The sequence below is a fragment of the Xenorhabdus bovienii genome, from assembly GCF_024721015.1.
Lineage (GTDB): Bacteria > Pseudomonadota > Gammaproteobacteria > Enterobacterales > Enterobacteriaceae > Xenorhabdus > Xenorhabdus bovienii.
This window is the reverse complement of sequence record NZ_JANAIF010000014.1, coordinates 49,102-72,455: the sequence shown is the minus strand read 5'-3', so window position 1 is coordinate 72,455 and position 23,354 is coordinate 49,102. Positions and strand designations below refer to the sequence as shown.

Here is a 23,354-nt window from a genome sequence, read left to right as displayed (position 1 = left end):
GTCAGATTAATTTTCATGAGCGCGATCATGATCTGATACAAATGAAAAATCAAGCATCTTCAATGACGACGGATATACTCATTATTAGTTGTGAGGCACCTAACTGAAAATGGGTATTAAAACACATAAATTGCATCATTTATTTTTGGTAATATCAGGCTGGTATCCGTCTGATGTTATGGTAATTCATTGTCATTTATAAAGATTAAGTCGGGATAAACTATTTATTCAATTTTTTAGTTTAAGTTAATGCCATAAGCATCTTGCATAGATGATATCTATATTATTAAAAAAATCATTAAATAATAGAAATTATTTTTTAGAAAAACCTGACTGAAACTAAGTTTTAAGCCAGGTTAATTAAATAAAGAAAATAGGAGGGGCTTAATAGATTACATGGTGTCCATAACTCACTAAGATTTCTTTTACTCGTTCCATTATTTCTTTTGAAGGAGGCTTTACTCCTTCTAATTTATATTCTTCACCCATAGCAATCCATTTATGTTTGCCAAGTTCGTGATAAGGTAATAATTCAATTTTTTCAATATTCTTCATATCCTTAGTAAATTCACCAAGCATATGGACAGATTTATCATCGTCTGACCACCCCGGAACCACGACATAGCGAATCCAGGTCTTTTGGTTGCGTTTTGCCAGATAGTGGGCAAATTCGAGAGTGCGATGATTGGAAACCCCGATTAGTTTTTGGTGAATTTCATCATCAAGCTGTTTTAAATCCAACATAACCAGATCGGTATCGTCCAGCAGTTCGTCAATGATGAGATCATAACGACGAACAAAGCCATTGGTATCTAAACAGGTGTGAATATTTTCTGCATGACAAGCTCTGAACCAGTCACGGACAAATTCAGCCTGAAGAATGGCTTCTCCACCAGAAGCGGTAACACCACCACCGGAGGCATTCATAAAATGACGGTAAGTTGTCGCTTCTTTTATAAGCTCTTCAACAGTGACGGTTATACCACCGTGGGTATTCCATGTATCGCGGTTATGGCAATAAAGGCAACGCATCAGGCAACCCTGGAAAAACACGATAAAACGGATACCTGGGCCATCAACGGTTCCGCAAGATTCAAAAGAGTGGATGTGACCAAGTACAGACATGAAGGCGTTTCTCCAAAAACTGACAGGATAATAAAGGCCCCAATTGTGAAGGGGCCTTTAGTGTATGTCATTTTATTTCAATAGAAAATAATGACATTTTTGGACAATGCTATTTTTCTTAATCATATCGTCTGGGTAAATGTACGAGTGATGACATCTCGCTGTTGCTCTTTAGTCAGCGAGTTGAACCGCACGGCGTAACCAGATACACGAATAGTCAATTGAGGATATTTCTCCGGGTTTTCCATCGCATCCAGTAGCATTTCACGGTTCATCACGTTGACGTTCAGATGTTGGCCTCCTTCGATATTCGCTTCGTGATGGAAGTAACCATCCATCAGACCAGCCAGATTTGCCTTGCGTACCTCATCGTCTTTACCCAGTGCATTAGGCACGATAGAGAAAGTATACGAAACCCCATCTTTCGCATAGGCAAATGGCAGTTTGGCGACAGAAGTCAGTGAGGCAACCGCACCTTTTTGATCACGTCCGTGCATTGGATTAGCACCAGGGCCGAATGGTGCACCAGCACGACGTCCATCAGGAGTGTTACCGGTTTTCTTACCATAAACCACGTTAGAAGTAATGGTTAGTACAGACTGAGTTGGCACTGCGTTGCGATAGGTTTGTAGCTTTTGAATTTTCTTCATAAAGCGTTCAACCAGATCACAGGCGATATCATCGACACGCGGATCGTTATTACCGAATTGTGGATATTCGCCCTCAATATTGAAATCAGTTGCCAAGCCATCTTCATCACGGATTGGAGAAACTTTCGCATACTTGATTGCAGACAGTGAGTCGGCCGCTACGGAAAGACCCGCGATACCACATGCCATGGTACGGTAAACATCACGGTCATGCAGTGCCATCAGTGCCGCTTCATAGCTGTATCTGTCATGCATATAGTGGATGATATTTAAAGCAGTGACATACTGTTTTGCCAGCCAATCCATGAAATGATCCATGCGAGCCATGACTTTGTCATAATCCAGCACTTCGTCTCTCATTGGTTCTTCTTTTGGGCCAACCTGTATTTTCATTTTTTCATCCACACCGCCGTTGATTGCATACAGCATGGTTTTTGCCAGATTGGCACGTGCGCCGAAGAATTGCATTTGCTTACCAACAATCATTGGGCTGACACAACATGCGATAGCATAGTCATCGCTGTTGAAATCAGGGCGCATCAGATCATCGTTTTCATATTGCAGGGATGAGGTATCTATAGACACTTTCGCTGCGAATTTTTTGAAGTTGATTGGTAGTTTTTCAGACCACAGGATGGTCATGTTAGGCTCTGGTGATGGCCCCATAGTATAAAGCGTGTTCAGGAAACGGAAACTGTTTTTGGTAACGAGAGTACGGCCGTCCAAGCCCATACCTGCTAGTGATTCCGTTGCCCAGATGGGGTCGCCAGAGAATAACTCATCGTATTCTGGAGTACGCAGAAAACGAACCATGCGCAATTTCATGACCAGATGGTCAATCAGTTCTTGAGCTTCTTGTTCTGTCAGTCTGCCTGCTTGCAGATCGCGTTCGATGTAGATATCCAGGAAGCTGGACACACGACCGAAAGACATCGCTGCACCATTTTGCGATTTAACCGCTGCTAAATAAGCGAAGTAAGTCCACTGCACGGCTTCTTTCGCTGTGATCGCCGGGTAGGAAATATCACAGCCATATTTAGCCGCCATTTCTTTAATCTGACTAAGAGCGCGGTGCTGTTCAGCGATTTCTTCACGCAGACGGATAGTGGCTTCCAGATCTTCACCGTTTTCCAGTTTTTCCTGTAATGATGTGAATTGAGCATATTTTTCATCACGCAGGAGGTCGATACCGTACAGAGCAACGCGGCGGTAGTCACCGATGATGCGGCCACGGCCATAGGCATCAGGCAAACCTGTCAGTACACCGGATTTACGGCATTTCAGGATATCAGGTGTATAAACATCGAATACTCCCTGATTGTGGGTTTTGCGATAGTCAGTAAAAATTTGTTTCAGTTTTGGGTCTAGTTCACGGTTGTAAGCTTTACAGGAACTCTCAACCATTTTGATTCCACCGAATGGAATAATGGCACGTTTCAGTGGTGCTTCGGTTTGCAGGCCTACGATTTGTTCTAGGTCTTTGGCAATATAACCCGCATCATGAGAAATAATTGTAGACGCAACATCAGTATCAAAATCAACCGGCGCATGAGTACGGTTTTCGATTTTGATACCTTCCATGACTTTTTTCCACAAAATATCAGTCGCTTTTGTGGCGCCTGCAAGGAATGTTTCATCACCTTCATACGGAGCATAGTTCTGCTGGATGAAGTCACGAACATTGACTTCATTTTGCCAGCTACCCTCGTTAAAGCCTTGCCATGCTACAGAGAATTTTTCATTTAACTCGGACATGATATTTCTACCTTTTAACAGTGGAACTTTTAAGAAACCTGACGTGGAGGCGAATTAATATTTTTGGCCGCCACGTAAATACATGAACCAATAAATCAACCCAACCAATATCGCACCACCAATAATATTACCTATCGTTACAGGGATCAGGTTATCAGTAATAAAGTGTGAAACGGTGAGTTGAGGAAATTGTTCGGGAGTGGCTCCCACTTTTGCCCAGAATTCAGTTGGGGCAAAATTTTTGATAATGATCCCGAACGGAATTAAAAACATATTGGCGATACTGTGTTCAAAGCCACTGGCGACAAACATGGCAACTGGCAGGATCAAGGCAAACAATTTATCGATCAGGCTGCGCCCGGCATAGCTCATCCAGACCGCAAGGCATACCATCAGATTGGCCAAAATGCCTAAACATACTGCTTCAATAAAGGTGTGGTGCATTTTATGATCGGCAGTCTGTAATACGTTCAGCCCCCAGGAACCATTAGCGACCGCATATTGGCCTGATTGCCACATTAAAATGACAAAAAATAGTGCACCAATCAGATTACCGATATAAACGTTAATCCAATTTTTGAGCATTTGTGACCAGGTGATACGGCCTGTGGCTTTTGAAACTATAGTCAATACTGTGGAGGTGAAAAGATCTGCACCAAATATAACCACCAGCATTAAACCAAGAGAAAAGCAAATCCCGCCAGTTAATTTTGCTAATCCATAAGGAATGGAAGATGTTCCTGTGGTAGCCGTAATATAAAAGACAAAAGCAATGGAAATAAACACACCTGCCATGATTGCCGATAAATAAGTCACTGCGGGATGTTTATTAACTTTATATACACCACTATCATCAGCGATTTGTGCCATTACAGCAGGTGGAAATAAATTAAAAGGGTTGTCAGTTTTCATACTAACACTCTCTTTATCCTTAATTAATTTTAGCACGTAATGATAGTAACAAACGAGCATTGACCTGAATTTGACATGGATCATATTACGCAGAAAGTCTGGGGAATTACGGGGGTTTAAATGCGACTGTTATATTTTAACATATTGATTTATAATGATAAAGTTTTTTTTAAAATTTATAAAAATATTTTATATGAAAGATTTTTGAGAATATTAAAAACGTAAAATAACAGGTTAAATTGTCATTTATTTGTTATTTTTTAAATAAACTTAATTTAACCTGAATTTTACTTTCTATAATAAATAAACTTTAATGTAACGGTTTATTTATTTGACCAAAACTCGCGTTTGGCTTTTTGCAGTTTTTCATAAGCATTGAGTAATGCCTGATGTGCTGGCAATGTTTTTAGCTCTGAATCTACAGACCATAGGCCGTAGAAGCCGTTTTTGCCGTCAATGGCGGCGGAGGCAGCATCGAGTGTTTCCTGACCGTACATTTTGACAAAAGCCTGATGGTATTGGCTTGGGTCACGATCTTCTTCTTGGGTCAATAGCAGCAGTGTTTGCAAACAGCGATAATAATTGGCTCGTTCGGCGGTGAAAACCGAAGCATTGAAGTCCTGTGTCCACTCAACCCAGATCAACGCCTGTTCCAGATCGTTGCCAGCCAATGCCAGCATGGATTTCAATTCACCAATGCGCAGGTTACTCCAGCCGTTGTCTTTACCTGCGGCGATCCCCAGTAATTCACGGACACGGGTGAAATCATCCAGCCCTTCATCATCCAATTGTTCAAGGAAAGTAAGATATTCTGCTGGCTGCCACTGGCTATTTGGCAACGCCAGAATAGTCTCACGCAGATGAGTTCCCATGGTATTATTGGCGATGTGCAAATCTTCAACCGGATAAATATCTGACATGCCAGGCACCAGAATACGGCAGGCATAAACGTCCAGATGTTCGTAATCAGCAATATAAGCTTCAGCATCCAGCGTATTGAAGATCCCCATCAGTGTGGCAAATTCTTCTTCTGTCGTGCCTTTGAAACTCCAATCGGCAAATGTATAGTCGGCATCCTGTTTGAATAGATCCCAGCTAATCGCACCGCTTGAATCGATGAAGTGAGTTTCCAGATTGGTATGTTCAGATACTTCTTCATCATCGAAACTTGGTGGCGTAAAGACATCCAGATCCTTTAAGCTGCGGCCTTGCAGAAGCTCGGTTACGGTACGTTCCAGCGCAACACCAAAATCAGGATGAGCGCCAAAAGAGGCAAAGCAAGTGCCATTATTCGGATTAAACAGCACAACGCAAATTACCGGGAATTGCCCCCCTAGTGAGGCATCGTAGCAATAGAGTGGGAAGCCTTCTGCCTGCAATTTATTGACGGATTCAACTACACTAGGATAGCGATTCATTACGCTTTCTGGGATTTCAGGCAGGCTGATGCATTCTGCAATAATGCGGTTTTTTACATAGCGCTCAAACACTTCTGATAACCCCTGAACGCGCGCTTCGTTCATGGTATTGCCTGCGGACATGCCGTTTGAGACATACAGGTTGCTGATAATATTCATCGGAATATAAACGGTTTGATTATCGGATTGGCGAGTGAAAGGCAGGGCACAGATCCCGCGCTCTTCATTGCCGGATTGAAAATCAATCAATTGACTGGCGCAGAGTTCGTTGTCAGGGTTGTAGAAATGGTGAAGGCGCTCGTCTAAAATGCCCTCTGGCAGGGAATCATCTTCCGGCAATGGAAACCATTTTTCGTTTGGATAATGGACAAATTCCCCGTTAGCAACGGCATTCCCAAGGTAAAAATCAGCGAAAAAATAGTTTGTCGACAGACGCTCAAAATATTCCCCTAATGCAGAGGCCAATGCTGCTTTTTTGCTGGCTCCTTTGCCATTGGTAAAGCACAGTGGGCAGTCGCGATCGCGGATATGTACCGACCAGACATTGGGTACGGGATTCAGCCATGAGGCTTCTTCGATATTAAAACCAAGAGATGTCAGCTTGGATTGGAAGTGGTTAATGGAATCTTCCAACGCGGCGTCTTTGCCGGGGATATAGGTTTGCGTCATCGTTATTCACTTCAATTTTTGTTAAAGGCCGCATATCATACGGCGTTTTTTTTGTCTGCTCTATCAATTCCCAAAAATTATTGTTAATTGGAGTTTATTTATTTCCAGTTTACATAATAAAATGGCTTTTTTTACAAAAGGTTAAATCATGAAAAAGACTAAAAAAACAGCAATAGCCGGCTTTCTGACGTTAGTTAGTGGTTCTGCGCTTGCTCTGCCAAACATTACCGTTTTGGCAACTGGCGGCACAATTGCTGGTGGTGGCGAGTCAGCAACTCAATCTAGCTATACTGCAGGTAAAGTTGGTATTGATTCACTGTTGAATGCTGTACCCGCGATTAAAAACATCGCTGATCTGAAAGGTGAACAGGTTGTCAGCATCGGTTCTCAAGACATGAATGATCAGGTTTGGCTGACTCTGGCAAAAAAAATCAACGCAGATTGTGATAAGACCGATGGTTTCGTAGTTACCCACGGTACTGACACTATGGAAGAAACCGCTTACTTCCTTGATTTGACCACTCAGTGCCAGAAGCCAATCGTGATGGTTGGTGCAATGCGCCCATCAACAGCTCTGGGTGCTGATGGCCCATTAAACCTGTATAATGCCGTAGTTGTCGCGGCAGATAAAAGCTCTGCAAACCGCGGTGTTTTGCTGGCTATGAATGATTCTGTGATTCACGGTCGTCATATTGGCAAACTGAGCACAACTGAAGTTCAGGCGTTTCAGGCTATCAATAGCGGAGCAGAAGGTTTTGTTCACAATGGCAAAGTGAGTTACTACTCTGCTACTGCTGCACCAGAAAAAGCGCATAAAGCCGCTTTTGATGTCAGCAAACTGGATAAACTGCCAAAAGTCGGTATTGTTTATAACTACTCTAATGCTTCCGAATTGCCAGCAAAAGCATTCGTGGAAAATGGCTATCAGGGTATTGTCAGCGCAGGTGTAGGTAACGGTAATATCTATAAATCCATTTTTGACACCTTGGCTCAAGCCGCTAAAGATGGTGTGGTTGTTGTCAGATCCAGCCGTATTCCTTTTGGTTATACAACCAAGAATGCTGAAGTTAACGACAGCAAATATGGTTTTGTCGCATCAGAGCGTTTGAACCCACAGAAAGCTCGTGTTCTTCTGCAACTGGCTCTGACTCAAACTTCTGATCCAGCAAAAATTCAGGAAATGTTTACTCAATATTAATTCCTGATTTATACCCAATAGATTTCAATTTGTAGCCAACGAAGCTGTAATTTGAAAGATGAAGGATATAGAAAAGCAGAAAGACGCCTTTAATGCGTCTTTCTGTATTTAAGTTCAACATCTGATTATAATATATTTTTAATCGTTCAATGATTGATAAAAAGTTATTTATTTTCCAAAAATTATTTAAAATTTCTTATGTTTTTTGGAGGCGTCCATATCATTCATTGCTTGTATATATTCTGATGTTTTATATTCCATTAATCTGGTTTTTTATAGGAAACATTAGAAAGAACAATGTAAAACATTTTAATTCATCCATGTAATATATGATAATACTTATATGTGTGCAGAATAATATCATTAAGATAAATAAAATTATACGAAAATGAATTTTATTTTTTGTTACTTTATATATTTAGATAATTCTGTAACTTTGTTACTGAATAAATACTTAATTATATTTTTTGGTAATTAAAAAATGATTCACTATTTCGACATTATTACTATTTTTCTTATGACAGAAAGCCTATACGTCTCCAGTAAGAAAGGTAGCGTTCCAACAGATGACTGTCCATTGGTGCATATAGTTTATGTGTTCTCTTTAATGCTATATTTGTATTTTTTGCATCATACGCTGGCATATTTTCATACACCTCCCATCGGGTAAGCTGCCCATAAATATTTTCAGATAGTATGGGTATCAATGGCATTAATGGATTATCCACCAGTGCGGGATCTGCTTCCAACTTCTCTAGCCACTCAGAATAATCTAACCCGTTGAGCTGATAACCACACTGTTTGAGTAACTCAAAAAATTGATTAAAATCGACAGAGTGCTTATTGTCAGGAGTAACCAGATGATAAGCCCTGCCTAATCGATTGTTGTCACGAGAGATATTCAGTAAGGCTGAACTGACATAATTTACCGGAACGAATTCTCTCCGCTGGTTAACTAACAGGGGATAGGCGCCTATTTCTATACATCCCTTGAGTAACCGGGCGATAGAATCGTTGGGGTTACCTGCCCCTGTCTGGCTGTCACCCATGATAAAACCAGGACGATATACAGAAAGCGGTATCCCTCTGTCTCTGGCCTGCCATATTATCCGTTCAACAACCCATTTGCTTTGTGAATATCCTGAATCATATCTCATGGCGTCTAAGTAAGGCATGATGTCGTCATCTTCATAGATTGTGGATATAGGCGACAGCAGTCCGGCAGGGCCAAACACAGCAATGGTGGAGATATAATGAAAAGATTTGACTTTTTCACTGACCGCGAAGCGTAATAGATTCAGCGTCCCTACAACGTTTCCGGCGCGATGGGCTGAATAAGGCTGAATATAATTGACATGTGCCGCCAAATGGAAAATGACATCACATTCTACAGATAAGCGCTTATAAGTCTGTGGGTTCATTGCGAGCAGAGGCTCCGTAATATCGCCGGCAATAACCTGCAACCGGGGGAGAAATTCGTCCTGCCACACCCCGTATTGATTCAGGTTTTTCTTGACCCGCAGCAACGCTGCATCATTATCATGTGCACGTACCAGACAAGTCACCTGATTAATTTCGGGTTGTAACAACAGATCACGCAGGAAAAAAGCGCCCAGAAACCCGGTGGCTCCGGTTAATAATATTCGCCCCGTGTTTGGGGTAAGCCAGGGCTGGAGGGGTTGAGACAAGGGCTGAATATCTAATGGCAGCACACCGTCCTTGAGCATAACAGTGCATATATCAATGTCTTCCTGATGATTTTGTTGGAGACTTTCCACGAGTTTTCTCGGTGTAGGGGCATCGTATAAATTCTGGACTGATAAACTGCGCTGCATTTTGCGTCTGATTTCAACGACGAGTCTGGCGGCCTGCAACGAGCTGCCCCCGGACTGGAAGAAATCACTATCTAGTGTCAGATCATAGGAATCCAGAACCTGTTGCCAAATATTTAAGATGGCAGACTCTTCTTCACTCATTTGTGTACTTGATTGGGGTAATAATTGTTGTTCTTGATTTTCTAAACATTCCTCCAGTAAGCGCGCTCTATCAATTTTACCATTGTGGGTGACTGGTATATGCCCGATAACGACCAGCTGAGGCAGCATATAGTTGGGTAAGCGGGTATTAATCCATTGAATTAATTCTTGTTTTGAAAATGAGTCTGGATCTTTAGGGACAATAAAACCGGTCAGATAAGGTTCTATGTTTTCTTTTTTGATCACACATACCGCCGCTGATTTCAAAAATTGACTTTCCAGCAACTGAGCTTCAATCTTTTCAATTTCAATGCGATGTCCGCGTAGTTTTATCTGGTTGTCTGCCCGTCCCGCATACATAAAAACGCCATCAGAACGTTGCCAGCCTAAATCTCCCGTGTTATAGGCTCTCCTTAATGTATTATTCTTATTAACATCCGCCACAATAAAACGTTGCGCGTTAATTTCCGGACGGTTCCAGTAACCCCGCGCTAAACCAGTTCCTCCAATGTATATTCCACCTAATTGGCTTGGTGCAACAAATTGTTGCTGGTCATCCAAAATGTAAACCTCCGTATTATTAATGGGTTTTCCAATAGGTATACTTTCTCCGGTTAGTTGATCCAGGGTAATTTCATGGGTTGTAGCAAAAATGGTGCTTTCAGTCGGTCCATAACCGTTTATCAGATGTTGCGGAGGAGAGGATTGTAAAACCTGCCGCAGCGAATAAGGGTTGAGTGCTTCTCCACCGACCAGAAGATAACGCAGACCACGGAATGCCCAAGGACACGTACTGGCAACTAAGTTAAATAAGGTAGTGGTAATAAACATGGTGTTAACAGAAAATCGTTTTAATGCGGCCTCAAACAGATAAGGATCGATAACTGTTTTTCTGGGAATAATGACTATTGTCGCCCCATTTAATAACGCGCCCCAGATTTCAAATAAAGAGGCATCAAATGTGGGGTTGGCAATGCAAGCTATTTTGTCGGTGGCTACGAAATTAATATAATTTGTATTAACAACGAAACGGAGGATACCCTGAGCTTCAATTCCAACTGCTTTGGGTTTTCCTGTTGTTCCTGATGTGAATAAAATATGAGTCCGATGCGTTTTTCCACTATGGATATCGAGTAAGTGAACCGCATCCGTCGGTTTCAGTAAACTTTCATTCATAGTGATGAAATTTGTGGGCAGAGGGCGCTCTTGCGATTTGATATCTGTCAATGTCAGGTTGACTTGCAAATCCTGCAGCATAAAACCTAGCCTCTCATCAGGCATGGCGGGGTCGAGTGGAACGCAGCTCCCGCCAGCCAGTAAGATGGCTACTTGACAAATGATTTGCTCAATCCCTGGCTCCAACAAAATGGCAACAGGGGATTCATATTTTACTCCCTGTTGGCGTAAATAAACTGCCAGAGATTGTGCCTGCTGAGCCAGTTCACGATAGCTCACAGTTCGCTCTGCGGTAATGATTGCTTTATTTTCAGGATATTCCACGGTTTTTTGTATAAAGATATCAATCACACTGTTATCAATGACGTGTGTTAATCTTTCCGCGAAACTACTGGGAGCAATATTCATAATTTCTTGAATCATAATGATGTCCTCGATAAATTAGTGGCAGATTGTCTCTGTCTATAATATCACCTATAGGAAAAATCCTAATTTGTAATTTTTTTGGATAATTAGGATTAATCCTAGTGACTTCGAGAGAGAATCGCATTTACCTTTATGATGTCAATGTTATTTTTTATGGGTATTTGAACAAAAAATTAACAACCCGAGAAAGCATGCAGGAGACGAAGCCGATTGTTCATCCACTTTACAAATCAGTTCAATGTTTTGTTTATCTCCATAGTGTGGTCATAAATAACGGAAAGTCTGGATTGGGCTATTTAATATATATCTCGGAACGTCATTAAATAGCTGAAAATAGAATCAATAAAATACAGCTAACCAGATGGAATATACGAAAAAATTAATTATTAATATCTAGATTATGAATCAAGATATATATTTTTGATATTAACCCTGCTCCCTCCCTGTAATTTTAAATCTATTGAGTATATATAATATTTTAGGCAAAATATGAGCGCGATAATAGCTAATTATTCTAAAATAAAATGAAAATTGAAAACTACAGAGTGTGAATTTAATACCCAATATACTTATATGAAAAGTAATCTATTTATCTTAATTTATATATTTATCTTGTTATTTAAATGTATTTAAATCCTTAAGATAGCTTGAAAGCGGTACCATTCTGGCTGTTTTATTGGTTTTTTTATATCCATATTATTAATAACGCAGTCTATCAACCAGTTATACAATAGGTTGCAACAATCTTTTAATAACCATTGCAGCGACAGGGCGGGGATGATAAAACCAATACATCCGATTTTATTGTATCCGTTGATAGGGTGAAGTTAATGAGTCAGGTATATAATTTCAGCGCTGGTCCAGCCATGTTGCCAGCAGAAGTATTACGCCGTGCAGAACAAGAGCTTTGCAACTGGCATGGCCTGGGAACATCTGTTATGGAAATCAGCCACCGTAGCAAAGAGTTCATGGATGTTGCGGCTGAAGCAGAAAAAGATCTTCGGGATTTATTAGCGATACCTGAGAATTATAAAGTTTTGTTTTGTCATGGTGGTGCCCGTGGTCAGTTTTCGGCTTTGCCACAGAATCTACTTGGTAACAAAACGACAGCTGATTATATCGTCAGTGGCTATTGGTCTGAGTGTGCAGCGAAAGAAGCAGAAAAATATTGCACACCAAATGTCATAAATATTACGACAGAAGTTGATGGCATCAGAAGCGTGAAGCCAATGAGTGAATGGGCGCTGAGCAGTGATGCCGCCTATATGCATTATTGTCCTAATGAAACTATTGAAGGTATTGCAATCTTTGAAGAGCCTGATTTTGGCGATGATAAGATCGTGATTGCGGATTACTCTTCAGCTATTCTTTCAGCCCCGATTGATGTGAGTCGTTACGGCGTGATTTATGCGGGAGCCCAGAAGAACATCGGGCCAGCAGGAATTACAGTGGTGATTGTCCGTGAGGACTTATTGGGTAAAGCACATCAACATACTCCGTCAATTCTGGATTATACTGTGCAGGTTAAATCAGACTCTATGTACAACACTCCACCAACATTTGCCTGGTATCTCTCTGGCATGGTATTCAAGTGGCTGAAAGAGCAGGGAGGCTTACAGGAAATCAGCAAACGTAATCATGCGAAAGCAGAGCTTCTCTATCGCACCATTGATAACAGTAACCTGTATATCAACCGTGTTGCGCCACAGAACCGTTCCATCATGAACATACCATTCCAGCTGGCCAACCCAATGCTGGATGGTAAATTTCTGGAAGAAGCCTATGCACATGGGTTGCACGCTTTGAAAGGGCATAAAGTTGCTGGTGGTGCGCGAGCGTCCATTTATAACGCCATGCCTTATGAAGGTATTCAGGCATTGGTTGAGTTGATGGCTGATTTTGAACGCCGTAACGCATAATGCGCTTATCATCGGGAGGAATGAAACCTCCCGATGTGAATATTCCTCATTTATTTCAAAAAATTAAAGCGAAAATTACAAATACAACGTATTAAAAACCGGAGATCCCGCTGTTTATGCAATCCCTGACGTTAAAACCTATTTCCTGTATCAATGGAACTATTAACCTGCCCGGCTCCAAAAGTGTTTCCAACCGCGCGCTGCTGCTTGCAGCCTTCGCCAAGGGAACAACTCGCCTGACCAATTTGTTGGACAGTGATGATATCCGCCATATGCTTAATGCTCTGACAGCACTCGAAATTCCCTACCGTCTATCAGACGATCGTACTTGCTGTGAAGTTGATGGTATTGGGGGAACTATCACCGGAAAAGGTGCGCTGGAGCTGTTTTTGGGCAATGCAGGAACGGCCATGCGTCCGTTGGCTGCGGCACTGTGTCTGGGAGACAACAATGTCGTGCTGACAGGGGAACCTCGGATGAAAGAGCGTCCAATTGGTCACTTGGTGGATGCATTGCGTCAAGGCGGAGCAAAAATTGATTATCTTGAACAGGAAAATTATCCGCCACTGCATATCAAAGGTGGGTTTTCGGGGGGAAAAGTTGTCGTTGATGGCAGTGTTTCCAGCCAATTTCTGACAGCTTTGCTGATGGCCGCACCATTGGCAGCGAATGATACAGAAATTCATATTCAAGGTGATCTGGTTTCTAAACCTTATATTGATATTACTCTGGCGCTGATGGAAAGTTTCGGTGTGACGGTAGAAAATCACCAATATCAAATTTTTCACGTTAAAGGGCAGCAGCAATACCAATCGCCGGGACATTACCTGGTGGAAGGGGATGCTTCATCTGCCTCTTATTTTCTGGCAGCCGCTGCGATAAAAGGTGGCACGGTTCGCGTAACAGGCATCGGTAAGAATAGCCTGCAAGGCGATACAAAATTTGCTGATGTGCTGGAAAAGATGGGGGCGACGATTCGTTGGGGTAATGATTTTGTGGAATGTGAACGTGGTACATTGATTGGTGTCGATATGGACATGAATGCTATTCCTGATGCCGCTATGACTATTGCGACAACAGCGCTGTTTGCTCAAGGTGAAACCGTCATCCGCAATATTTATAACTGGCGGGTAAAGGAAACGGATCGTCTCAATGCAATGGCGACTGAACTACGCAAGATTGGGGCTGAGGTGGAAGAAGGGAATGATTACATTCGTGTCGTTCCGCCACAAAAGCTCAATCATGCTGAAATTGAAACCTATAATGATCATCGAATGGCGATGTGTTTCTCGCTGGTTGCACTTTCGGATACACCAGTGACGATCCTTGATCCAGGCTGTACGGCCAAAACATTCCCAGATTATTTCAATCAGCTTGAAAAACTGAGTCAATACATAATGTAATCAGGGATTGAATCCATTTCAGTGGCTTACTCATAGTGAAAATCGTCAGGTAATCATGATGTGCTTATTCCACTCATCTGCGGAGTGCGTATAATAAGAGATATTTTACTGCTCATTAATTGAGCAGTTTTCTGCAATCGGTAGATGACCCGTTTGTTGTGCGGAAAGCGCTATGCGAAAAGGAGGAAAATAATAATGGTGGCGATAGCCTCAGTAATAACCGTTGATGGGCCAAGTGGTGCTGGCAAAGGAACACTCTGTCAGGCACTGGCTGAAGCATTGGGTTGGCAATTACTTGATTCAGGTGCCATTTATCGTGTATTAGCACTGGCAGCCATTCATCATCAGGTGGATATCCAATCGGAAGACTCACTGGTTCCTCTGGCTGCAAATCTAGATGTTCGTTTTATGCCTGCAAATGGCAAACTCAGGGTCATCCTGGAAGGCGAAGATGTCAGCAATGAAATCCGTACTGAAGCCGTTGGCAATACGGCTTCACAGGCGGCAACATTTCCTCGTGTCCGTGAAGCACTGCTTCGTCGGCAGCGGGCTTTTCGTATCGCACCGGGGTTGATCGCTGATGGGCGCGATATGGGGACGGTGGTATTTCCTGATGCGCCAGTGAAAATTTTTCTCGATGCCAGCGCGGAAGAACGCGCCCGCAGGCGCATGTTACAGTTGCAGGAGAAGGGTTTTAGTGTTAACTTTGACCGCCTTTTATCCGAGATACAGGAGCGGGATTTCCGTGACCGTAATCGGGCCGTTGCGCCGTTAGTGCCTGCACATGATGCATTGCTCTTGGATTCGACCAGCATGTCTATCGAAGAAGTGATTGATAAGGCCCTGACTTATGCGAAAAACGCGCTGGCACTGCCTGCGTAATTGTTGTTTTCGCATGTTGTACTCTTGCAACAGCGCACCAAGAAGATGTATATAGAATCCTGGTATGTGGGCAGTAAAATATGCTGGCATACCAAAGCACCTTGTAACAGGGAATAGTTGCGAGGTATGTAAAACAACCCCATTCGGCTGGATGCTAGATGGACGTTAATTTAAAACCTTGAAGATCATTAACATGACAGAATCTTTTGCTCAACTCTTTGAAGAATCCCTACAGGTTATCGAAACTCGTCCAGGTGCCATTGTTCGTGGTGTCGTCGTTTCTATCGATAAAGACGTTGTATTGGTTGATGCAGGTCTGAAATCAGAATCTGCAATTCCTGTAGAACAATTCAAAAATGCTCAGGGCGAGCTGGAAATCCAAGTTGGCGATGAAATCGACGTTGCTCTGGATGCGGTAGAAGATGGTTTCGGTGAAACTATCCTGTCCCGTGAAAAAGCAAAACGTCACGAAGCATGGCTGATGCTGGAAAAAGCATACGAAGAAGCTGAAACTGTTACCGGTGTTATCAACGGTAAAGTCAAAGGTGGCTTCACTGTAGAACTGAACGGTATCCGTGCATTCCTGCCAGGTTCACTGGTTGACGTTCGCCCAGTTCGTGATACTGCTCACCTTGAAGGCAAAGAGCTTGAGTTCAAAGTCATCAAGCTGGATCAGAAACGCAACAACGTAGTTGTTTCCCGTCGTGCCGTTATCGAATCTGAAAACAGCGCAGAGCGTGATCAGCTGCTGGAAAATCTGCAAGAAGGCATGGAAGTTAAAGGTATCGTTAAGAACCTGACTGACTACGGTGCGTTCGTTGATCTGGGCGGCGTTGATGGCCTGCTGCACATTACTGATATGGCTTGGAAACGTGTTAAACACCCAAGCGAAATCGTCAATGTGGGCGATGAAATCACAGTTAAAGTACTGAAATTCGACCGTGAGCGTACTCGCGTGTCTCTGGGTCTGAAACAACTGGGTGAAGATCCATGGGTAGCAATCGCTAAACGTTACCCAGAAAGTACTAGACTGACTGGTCGCGTAACTAACCTGACTGATTACGGCTGCTTCGTTGAAATCGAAGAGGGCGTTGAAGGTCTGGTACACGTTTCAGAAATGGATTGGACCAACAAAAACATCCACCCATCCAAAGTTGTTAACGTTGGTGACGTTGTGGAAGTTATGGTTCTGGATATCGATGAAGAACGTCGTCGTATCTCCCTGGGTCTGAAACAGTGTAAATCTAACCCTTGGCAGCAATTTGCTGAGACTCACAACAAAAACGACCGCGTTGAAGGTAAAATCAAGTCAATCACTGACTTCGGTATCTTCATCGGTCTGGACGGCGGCATCGACGGCCTGGTTCACCTGTCTGACATCTCCTGGAACGTTGCAGGCGAAGAAGCAGTTCGTGAATACAAGAAAGGCGACGAAATTGCTGCTGTAGTTCTGCAGGTTGATGCAGAGCGTGAGCGTATCTCTCTGGGCATCAAGCAACTGGCAGAAGATCCATTCAACAATTACCTGTCTGTAAATAAGAAAGGTACGATTGTTAATGGTAAAGTGACTGCAGTTGACGCAAAAGGTGCTACAGTTGAATTAGCTGACGGCGTTGAAGGTTACCTGCGTGCATCAGAAGCTTCTCGTGACCGCATTGAAGATGCAACTCAAGTTCTGAACGTTGGCGATGAAGTTGAAGCTAAATATGTTGGTGTTGATCGCAAAAATCGCATAGTCAACCTGTCTGTTCGTGCGAAAGACGAAGCTGATGAAAAAGACGCTATCGCTTCTGTGAACAAACAAGAAGATACGAGTTTTGCTAACAACGCAATGGCTGAAGCTTTCAAAGCAGCTAAAGGCGAATAATCTAAGTCAATAACATTGGGTGATACCTCGGAAACGGCGGTATTACCCGATACGGTAGTTTAGGGAGGTATTATGACCAAGTCTGAATTAATCGAAAGACTTACTGAGCAACAATCTCACATGCCCGCTAAAGCCGTTGAAGATGCAGTGAAAGAAATGCTTGATCATATGGCAGAAACATTGGCCGCAGGTGAACGAATTGAAGTTCGTGGATTCGGCAGCTTTTCTCTTCACTACCGGGCTCCGCGTGTGGGTCGTAACCCCAAAACTGGCGATAAAGTTGAATTGGAAGGTAAGTACGTTCCTCACTTTAAACCAGGTAAAGAGTTACGCGATCGCGTGAATATCTATAGCGACAGCTAAGATAGAAGTTATTACTTAATTGCTAACGGCACCTTAGGGTGCCGTTTTTTTGTGATTATTTTCGCATTATTTTGTCGTCTTTTCTTGACCGACGAACTAATTTGCGAAGTGATTCTATATTAGTACTTATCTGTCTGGTCGCAGCATAAATAATGGAATAGGCTTGTCTGTCTGAATGGAATATCAGCGCAGAGGCATAACCGGATGTGGCCTATCATTTTTTTCCCCTTTACTTGTATTTTCTCCATTTGGCGAAAGCCGCTGTTTATTATTAGTCTGAATCAGGCTGCTATAGCAATTATTCTGGGAATGATCCCTTTATTATTGCTTGCTGAATTACCTCAGCAGAGGGAAATTTGCTTCCTGATTGGGCTGGCATTTTGTTTATGGTTTGTTCCCTGTAAATCCACTCGGATAACTTCACTGATGCTATGGACATTTATTTTTGGATGTTGGCATGGTCACCTGATATTGAATCAAATCACTTACTTCAGCGAAACATCCCGTTCTGCAACGGTCATGATTGAGAGCGTATCTTTAGGTGCTGAGAAAAATAATGCGGGAGAAAAAGAACGTTATCGGATCCGATTAATTGAAAGTGATGGTAAATATATTTTCCCTGCGTTATTTGCATCGGTACTATGGAATCCTCCTGCATCGCTGTGTGCTGGCCAGATATGGCAGGTCACAATGAAACTCAGGCCGGTTCATGCTCAATTGAACCATGGAAGCTATGATAGCCAGAGATATGCACTTTCTATTCGTCAGCCACTTAATGGCAAAATAACTAAGGCGAGGTTACTGAATGGTCAGTGCAGTTTTAGGCAAGATCTGATAAATAAACTGGCGCCAGAAATCCAACCATTGAAATATGCAGGTATCGCTCTGGCTCTTACCTTTGGTGAAAGAAAGTGGCTGGATCAACAAACCAGACTGCTGTTGCAGCAAACGGGCATCGCTCATCTTATGGCGATTTCAGGGTTGCATATTGCAATGGCCAGTTTATTCGGCTGGAGCCTTGCCAGGGGCATTCAGTTTCTCTTTCCGGCAAGGTGGGTGAGTTTTCGTTTCCCGCTCCTCATGGGGTGGCTGACTGCGGCGTTATATGCTTGGCTGTCAGGCTGGGGAATTCCGGCTGTTCGGGCAATATTAGGATTAACACTTTGGATTTATCTGCGGTGCAGAAACCGGTTTTGTTTTTCATGGCAGTGGGCTTTATGGAGTGCAGCCCTGATTTTACTGTTTGATCCACTGGCAATCCTTTCTGACAGCTTTTGGCTCTCATTTACTGCGGTGATGGCGTTGTTATTCTGGTTTCACTGGATGCCCTTACCCGAGGGTATTCGTTATGGCTGGCAGTGGAGTTGGCTACGTGGGCTGCATATGCAATTGGGAATGATGCTAATGTTGTTGCCGTTGCAGCTTTTGCTGTTTCAGGGGCTGAATATTGCATCATTGGTTGCTAACTTATGGGCTGTACCGATAGTCTCTTTCTTGTCTGTGCCACTGGTGATGTTAGCGTTATCCTGTTTCTTTCTTCCTGTTATTCAGCCAATTTTGTGGCAGTTGGTTGATTACAGTATTGTACTCGCTTTGGCACCTTTGCAGATTTTAACACATTCATGGTTTGAAACAGGGTATTTCCCTATCTTTATAACGCTTGTGGGGTGGTTTTTTGTCATTTTTTGGCGTTTGGGCTGGTGGAAGTCTTATAAATGGCTGTTAGGTGTCTCGATTGGAATTATTGTCTGTTATTTAAAACGCGATGATGAATACCAATGGCGTTTTTCGATGCTGGATGTTGGACATGGTTTGGCAGTGGTCATTGACAAGGGAGGAAAGGCAATCATTTTTGATACAGGAAACCGTTGGGAAACGGGAAGTATGGCAGAAAAAGTCATTGTACCTTATTTGCGTTGGCATCGTTTGACACCAGAACAGATTATTCTCAGCCACGATCATTTGGACCATACAGGTGGCGTAGAATATTTGCGCGAAAAATATCCTGATATTCAAATCAGGAGTTCTTTGATCGAGCAATCACATTTGCCTTGTATTCGTGGTGAGCAATGGACCTGGCAGGAATTAACGTTTCGGGTCATCTGGCCGCAAGAAAAAACAGCGGTTGTCGGTAACAATCAATCTTGCGTGATCCGCATTGATGATGGTAAACACAGTCTATTATTAACAGGTGATTTGGAAAAACAGAGTGAATACCGCTTAGTCAGTCTTGAGCGAGAACATCTGAATGCAACAATATTGCAAGTTCCTCATCATGGGAGCAATACTTCGTCCACAGCGGTATTTATACGGACAGTTATGCCTAAATATGCATTAACTTCGGTTGCCCGTTATAGCCCGTGGAAGTTGCCTTCAGTGAAAGTGCAGAAACGTTATAAAAATGCTGAAATTCAATGGTATAGTACTTCGGTTTCCGGCCAGATTACCGGTTATTTTTATCGTGATCACATTAAATTAGCAGGTTATAGACAACACATAATGTCACGGTGGTATCATCAGTGGTTTGGTATTCATAGCGATCATGAGTAGAATGACCCGCTATTTCTTTTGGTTTTGGTAACTCAATAATGAATGATAAAGACCTTTCTACCTGGCAGACCTTCCGCCGATTGTGGCCGCTCATCACACCATTTAAGCTAGGGTTGGCAGTGGCGGCGATTGCACTGGTTATAAATGCTGCCGGTGATACATTGATGCTTTCTTTGCTGAAACCTTTACTTGATGAGGGTTTTGGCAAGGCAGACATGAGTGTATTGGAGTGGATGCCACTGGTTGTTATCGGGTTGATGCTTTTGCGTGGCATATCGGGTTTTATATCAAGTTATTGTATATCTTGGGTATCTGGCAAAGTTGTCATGCAGATGCGCCGTCGTCTGTTCACCCATATGATGGGAATGCCAGTTTCCTTTTTTGACCAGCAATCTACGGGGACATTGCTTTCCCGCATTACATACGATTCAGAACAGGTTGCTTCTTCTTCTTCCGGCGCGCTGGTGACAGTTGTCAGGGAAGGAGCATCAATTATTGGCCTGTTCATTCTGATGTTTTATTACAGTTGGGAGCTTTCCCTGATCTTGATTGTCATTGCTCCGATTGTCGCTCTTGTTATTCGTCTTGTTTCGGTACGTTTTCGTAATATCAGCAAAAATATGCAGAACAGCATGGGAATGGTGACAACCAGCGCAGAACAGATGCTGAAAGGGCACAAAGAAGTTTTGATCTTTGGTGGTCAGAAGATTGAGACTAAACGTTTTAACAAAGTCAGTAACCATATGCGTCAGCAAGGCATGAAAATGGTGTCGGCGTCGTCTATTTCTGACCCTATTATTCAGTTAATTGCTTCTTTTGCTTTAGCGTTTGTCCTGTATGCTGCCAGTTTCCCGGAAATTATGGGCGCACTGACTGCGGGTAAAATCACCGTGGTATTTTCATCCATGATCGCCCTGATGCGCCCACTGAAATCGCTGACTAATGTTAACGCACAATTCCAGCGTGGTATGGCCGCTTGCCAAACATTATTTGCGATTCTGGATATGGAGCAGGAAAAAGATGAAGGTAAGCTGGAGCTGAAAAAAGCAAAAGGTGATCTTGAATTCCGTAATGTCACATTCTGCTATCCAACCAAAGATCATCCTGCGCTGAAAAGCATCTCAATGACCATTCCTAAAGGTAAAACTGTCGCATTGGTGGGGCGTTCTGGTTCAGGAAAATCGACGATTGCCAATCTTCTCACTCGTTTTTACGATATCAATGAAGGCGGCATCATATTGGATGGGCATGATCTGCGTGAATACTCATTGTCTTCACTGCGCAGCCAGATAGCGCTGGTATCGCAGAATGTCCATTTGTTCAATGATACGGTCGCTAATAACATCGCTTATGCCAGCGAAGGAAAATTCAGCCGTGAAGAAATTGAACGAGCCGCGGAAATGGCCTATGCGATGGATTTTATCAAGAAACTGGATCAAGGTCTTGATACCATGATTGGTGAAAATGGTGTCCTGCTTTCAGGCGGGCAACGTCAGCGTATTGCCATTGCCCGTGCGTTGCTGCGTGATTCCCCGATTCTTATTCTGGATGAGGCAACCTCAGCACTGGATACTGAATCTGAGCGCGCCATACAAGCGGCGCTGGATGAATTGCAGAAAAACAGGACTTCTTTGGTCATTGCCCATCGCCTTTCTACCATTGAAAATGCGGATGAAATTATCGTCGTTGAAGACGGTTTTATCGTCGAAAAAGGTAATCATTCGGTTCTGTTGGAAAAAGATGGCGCATATGCCCAATTACATCGGATGCAATTTGGTCAATGATTGAACGCATATGGTTCGGCCGTTCATGGCTTTACATCTTGCTATTGCCACTGTCAGCCCTTTATGGGCTGATAAGCGGTCTGCGTCGTTTAGGCTATAAACTGGGGTTGATCCGTTCTTGGAAAGCGCCTGTACCTGTTGTTGTCGTGGGTAACTTGACGGCAGGAGGGAATGGCAAAACACCAGTCGTCATTTGGCTGGTTGAACAATTGCAGCGAACAGGCTATCAGGTTGGTGTTGTTTCTCGCGGTTATGGCGGGAAAGCGGAACATTACCCACTGTTGGTAACAGGAGAAGTGACAACGGCACAAGCGGGAGATGAGCCAGTTTTGATTCATCTCCGTACTGGTGCACCTGTTGCGGTCGCACCGAAACGCACCGATGCTATCAAGGCGTTATTAACGCATTTTCCCATCGATATCATCATCACCGATGATGGTCTCCAACATTATGCCTTACAGCGTGATTATGAAATTGTGGTCATTGATGGTATCCGTCGCTTCGGTAATGGCTGCTGGCTACCGGCAGGGCCGATGCGGGAACTCGCTGGTCGTCTAAATACGGTCAATACCATTATTGTTAATGGAGGAACACCGGAAGCAGGCGAATTGCCCATGACGCTAAAAGGTGAACTGGCGATTAACCTGCTGACGGGAGAATCGCGTCAGGTCAGTGATATTCCCAATGGGGTGGCAATGGCAGGTATTGGTCATCCACCGCGTTTTTTTGCAACTTTGCAGCAGTTGGGAGCTGTTTTGCAGGAAACACACGCTTTTGCTGATCATCAATCTTATGATAAAACTCAATTGTCGGCTTTGACCGATGATGGGCAGAATTTGCTGATGACAGAAAAAGATGCAGTTAAATGTTTCGAATTCGCGCAGCCTAATTGGTGGTATTTACCGGTTTCTGCACATTTTCCAGAAGAAAAAGAGCAAAAAATGCTGGATGAAATTTGTGCTTTACTCCCTAAAGTGAACATGCGTAGATAATCTTGGTAAATCATCACAACATTCAACAAAATAACAGAGTTAACGGTGATACATTGCTTGTGGTATTCTGAACCGCATTAAATTCGAAGCCCGTCATTTGGGGGATATATGGATCACCGTTTACTCGAAATCATTGCTTGTCCGGTATGTCACGGTAAGCTTAATTACGATAAAGAAAACTTTGAACTGATTTGCAAACTTGACCACCTCGCTTTTCCCGTCCGTGATGGCATTCCTGTGCTGTTAGAAAATGAAGCCCGCGCCCTGCCAGCAGAGGAAGAAAAATAAT

At 43.1% G+C, this 23,354-nt stretch carries 15 protein-coding genes; 10 read left to right on the top strand and 5 right to left on the bottom strand.

Annotated features, from left to right (window positions below; all coding sequences use genetic code 11):
• Positions 1-384: 384 nt before the first annotated feature.
• From pflA to ycaO, 4 genes are all read right to left on the bottom strand, one after another.
• Complete coding sequence (pflA, locus tag NXS07_RS06135; RefSeq protein WP_038195367.1) at positions 385-1,125, bottom strand: pyruvate formate lyase 1-activating protein; 741 nt, start codon at positions 1,123-1,125, stop codon at positions 385-387.
• 122 nt (positions 1,126-1,247) lie between these two features.
• On the bottom strand, positions 1,248-3,530 hold the full coding sequence (gene pflB, locus NXS07_RS06130; protein ID WP_038225170.1) for a formate C-acetyltransferase: 2,283 nt from the start codon (positions 3,528-3,530) through the stop codon (positions 1,248-1,250).
• A 54-nt stretch (positions 3,531-3,584) separates the two neighbouring features.
• Complete coding sequence (gene focA / locus NXS07_RS06125; RefSeq protein WP_038206330.1) at positions 3,585-4,442, bottom strand: formate transporter FocA; 858 nt, start codon at positions 4,440-4,442, stop codon at positions 3,585-3,587.
• Between the two features lie 323 nt (positions 4,443-4,765).
• Positions 4,766-6,529, bottom strand: coding sequence for a 30S ribosomal protein S12 methylthiotransferase accessory factor YcaO (gene ycaO, locus NXS07_RS06120; protein WP_258086372.1), 1,764 nt, complete (start codon positions 6,527-6,529; stop codon positions 4,766-4,768).
• A 148-nt stretch (positions 6,530-6,677) separates the two neighbouring features.
• Between ycaO and ansB the strand changes: the two genes are divergently transcribed.
• Positions 6,678-7,727, top strand: coding sequence for an L-asparaginase 2 (gene ansB / locus NXS07_RS06115; protein ID WP_038218498.1), 1,050 nt, complete (start codon positions 6,678-6,680; stop codon positions 7,725-7,727).
• Positions 7,728-8,242: 515 nt separating this feature from the next.
• Here the strand turns inward: ansB and NXS07_RS06110 are convergent.
• The gene (locus tag NXS07_RS06110) at positions 8,243-11,302 is read right to left on the bottom strand and encodes a non-ribosomal peptide synthetase (protein WP_258086371.1); all 3,060 of its coding nucleotides are present in this window, start codon (positions 11,300-11,302) and stop codon (positions 8,243-8,245) included.
• An 833-nt stretch (positions 11,303-12,135) separates the two neighbouring features.
• On the opposite strand from NXS07_RS06110, the gene serC reads away from it, so the two are divergent.
• The 9 genes from serC to NXS07_RS06065 all read left to right on the top strand — a co-directional run bounded on the left by serC (position 12,136) and on the right by NXS07_RS06065 (position 23,353).
• Positions 12,136-13,224, top strand: coding sequence for a 3-phosphoserine/phosphohydroxythreonine transaminase (gene serC, locus NXS07_RS06105; protein ID WP_258086370.1), 1,089 nt, complete (start codon positions 12,136-12,138; stop codon positions 13,222-13,224).
• 116 nt (positions 13,225-13,340) lie between these two features.
• The gene (gene aroA, locus NXS07_RS06100) at positions 13,341-14,627 is read left to right on the top strand and encodes a 3-phosphoshikimate 1-carboxyvinyltransferase (RefSeq protein WP_046337198.1); all 1,287 of its coding nucleotides are present in this window, start codon (positions 13,341-13,343) and stop codon (positions 14,625-14,627) included.
• 195 nt (positions 14,628-14,822) lie between these two features.
• A complete protein-coding gene (cmk, locus tag NXS07_RS06095) occupies positions 14,823-15,509 on the top strand; it encodes a (d)CMP kinase (RefSeq protein WP_038180049.1) in 687 nt (228 codons plus the stop codon).
• 193 nt (positions 15,510-15,702) lie between these two features.
• On the top strand, positions 15,703-17,376 hold the full coding sequence (rpsA, locus tag NXS07_RS06090; RefSeq protein WP_038180045.1) for a 30S ribosomal protein S1: 1,674 nt from the start codon (positions 15,703-15,705) through the stop codon (positions 17,374-17,376).
• 72 nt (positions 17,377-17,448) lie between these two features.
• Positions 17,449-17,739 carry an integration host factor subunit beta gene (gene ihfB, locus NXS07_RS06085; RefSeq protein ID WP_012987387.1) on the top strand — a complete coding sequence of 97 codons (291 nt, stop codon included), beginning with the start codon at positions 17,449-17,451 and terminating at the stop codon, positions 17,737-17,739.
• A gap of 204 nt (positions 17,740-17,943) precedes the next feature.
• Positions 17,944-20,289 carry a ComEC family protein gene (locus tag NXS07_RS06080; protein ID WP_258086369.1) on the top strand — a complete coding sequence of 782 codons (2,346 nt, stop codon included), beginning with the start codon at positions 17,944-17,946 and terminating at the stop codon, positions 20,287-20,289.
• Between the two features lie 35 nt (positions 20,290-20,324).
• Positions 20,325-22,073 (top strand): lipid A ABC transporter ATP-binding protein/permease MsbA, encoded by a 1,749-nt coding sequence (gene msbA, locus NXS07_RS06075; RefSeq protein WP_038194925.1) that lies wholly within the window; start codon positions 20,325-20,327, stop codon positions 22,071-22,073.
• Positions 22,070-23,065 carry a tetraacyldisaccharide 4'-kinase gene (gene lpxK / locus NXS07_RS06070; RefSeq protein ID WP_258086368.1) on the top strand — a complete coding sequence of 332 codons (996 nt, stop codon included), beginning with the start codon at positions 22,070-22,072 and terminating at the stop codon, positions 23,063-23,065. Before msbA ends, lpxK begins: the two co-directional genes overlap by 4 nt.
• 108 nt (positions 23,066-23,173) lie before the next feature.
• Complete coding sequence (locus NXS07_RS06065; protein WP_038218487.1) at positions 23,174-23,353, top strand: Trm112 family protein; 180 nt, start codon at positions 23,174-23,176, stop codon at positions 23,351-23,353.
• The last annotated feature ends 1 nt before the right edge of the window (position 23,354 follow it).

Coding starts and splice junctions, on each gene's coding strand:
- pflA (WP_038195367.1), bottom strand. CDS start 1,125: ATGTCTGTACTTGGTCACATCCACTCTTTTGAATCTTGCGGAACCGTT.
- pflB (WP_038225170.1), bottom strand. CDS start 3,530: ATGTCCGAGTTAAATGAAAAATTCTCTGTAGCATGGCAAGGCTTTAAC.
- focA (WP_038206330.1), bottom strand. CDS start 4,442: ATGAAAACTGACAACCCTTTTAATTTATTTCCACCTGCTGTAATGGCA.
- ycaO (WP_258086372.1), bottom strand. CDS start 6,529: ATGACGCAAACCTATATCCCCGGCAAAGACGCCGCGTTGGAAGATTCC.
- ansB (WP_038218498.1), top strand. CDS start 6,678: ATGAAAAAGACTAAAAAAACAGCAATAGCCGGCTTTCTGACGTTAGTT.
- NXS07_RS06110 (WP_258086371.1), bottom strand. CDS start 11,302: ATGATTCAAGAAATTATGAATATTGCTCCCAGTAGTTTCGCGGAAAGA.
- serC (WP_258086370.1), top strand. CDS start 12,136: ATGAGTCAGGTATATAATTTCAGCGCTGGTCCAGCCATGTTGCCAGCA.
- aroA (WP_046337198.1), top strand. CDS start 13,341: ATGCAATCCCTGACGTTAAAACCTATTTCCTGTATCAATGGAACTATT.
- cmk (WP_038180049.1), top strand. CDS start 14,823: ATGGTGGCGATAGCCTCAGTAATAACCGTTGATGGGCCAAGTGGTGCT.
- rpsA (WP_038180045.1), top strand. CDS start 15,703: ATGACAGAATCTTTTGCTCAACTCTTTGAAGAATCCCTACAGGTTATC.
- ihfB (WP_012987387.1), top strand. CDS start 17,449: ATGACCAAGTCTGAATTAATCGAAAGACTTACTGAGCAACAATCTCAC.
- NXS07_RS06080 (WP_258086369.1), top strand. CDS start 17,944: ATGTGGCCTATCATTTTTTTCCCCTTTACTTGTATTTTCTCCATTTGG.
- lpxK (WP_258086368.1), top strand. CDS start 22,070: ATGATTGAACGCATATGGTTCGGCCGTTCATGGCTTTACATCTTGCTA.
- NXS07_RS06065 (WP_038218487.1), top strand. CDS start 23,174: ATGGATCACCGTTTACTCGAAATCATTGCTTGTCCGGTATGTCACGGT.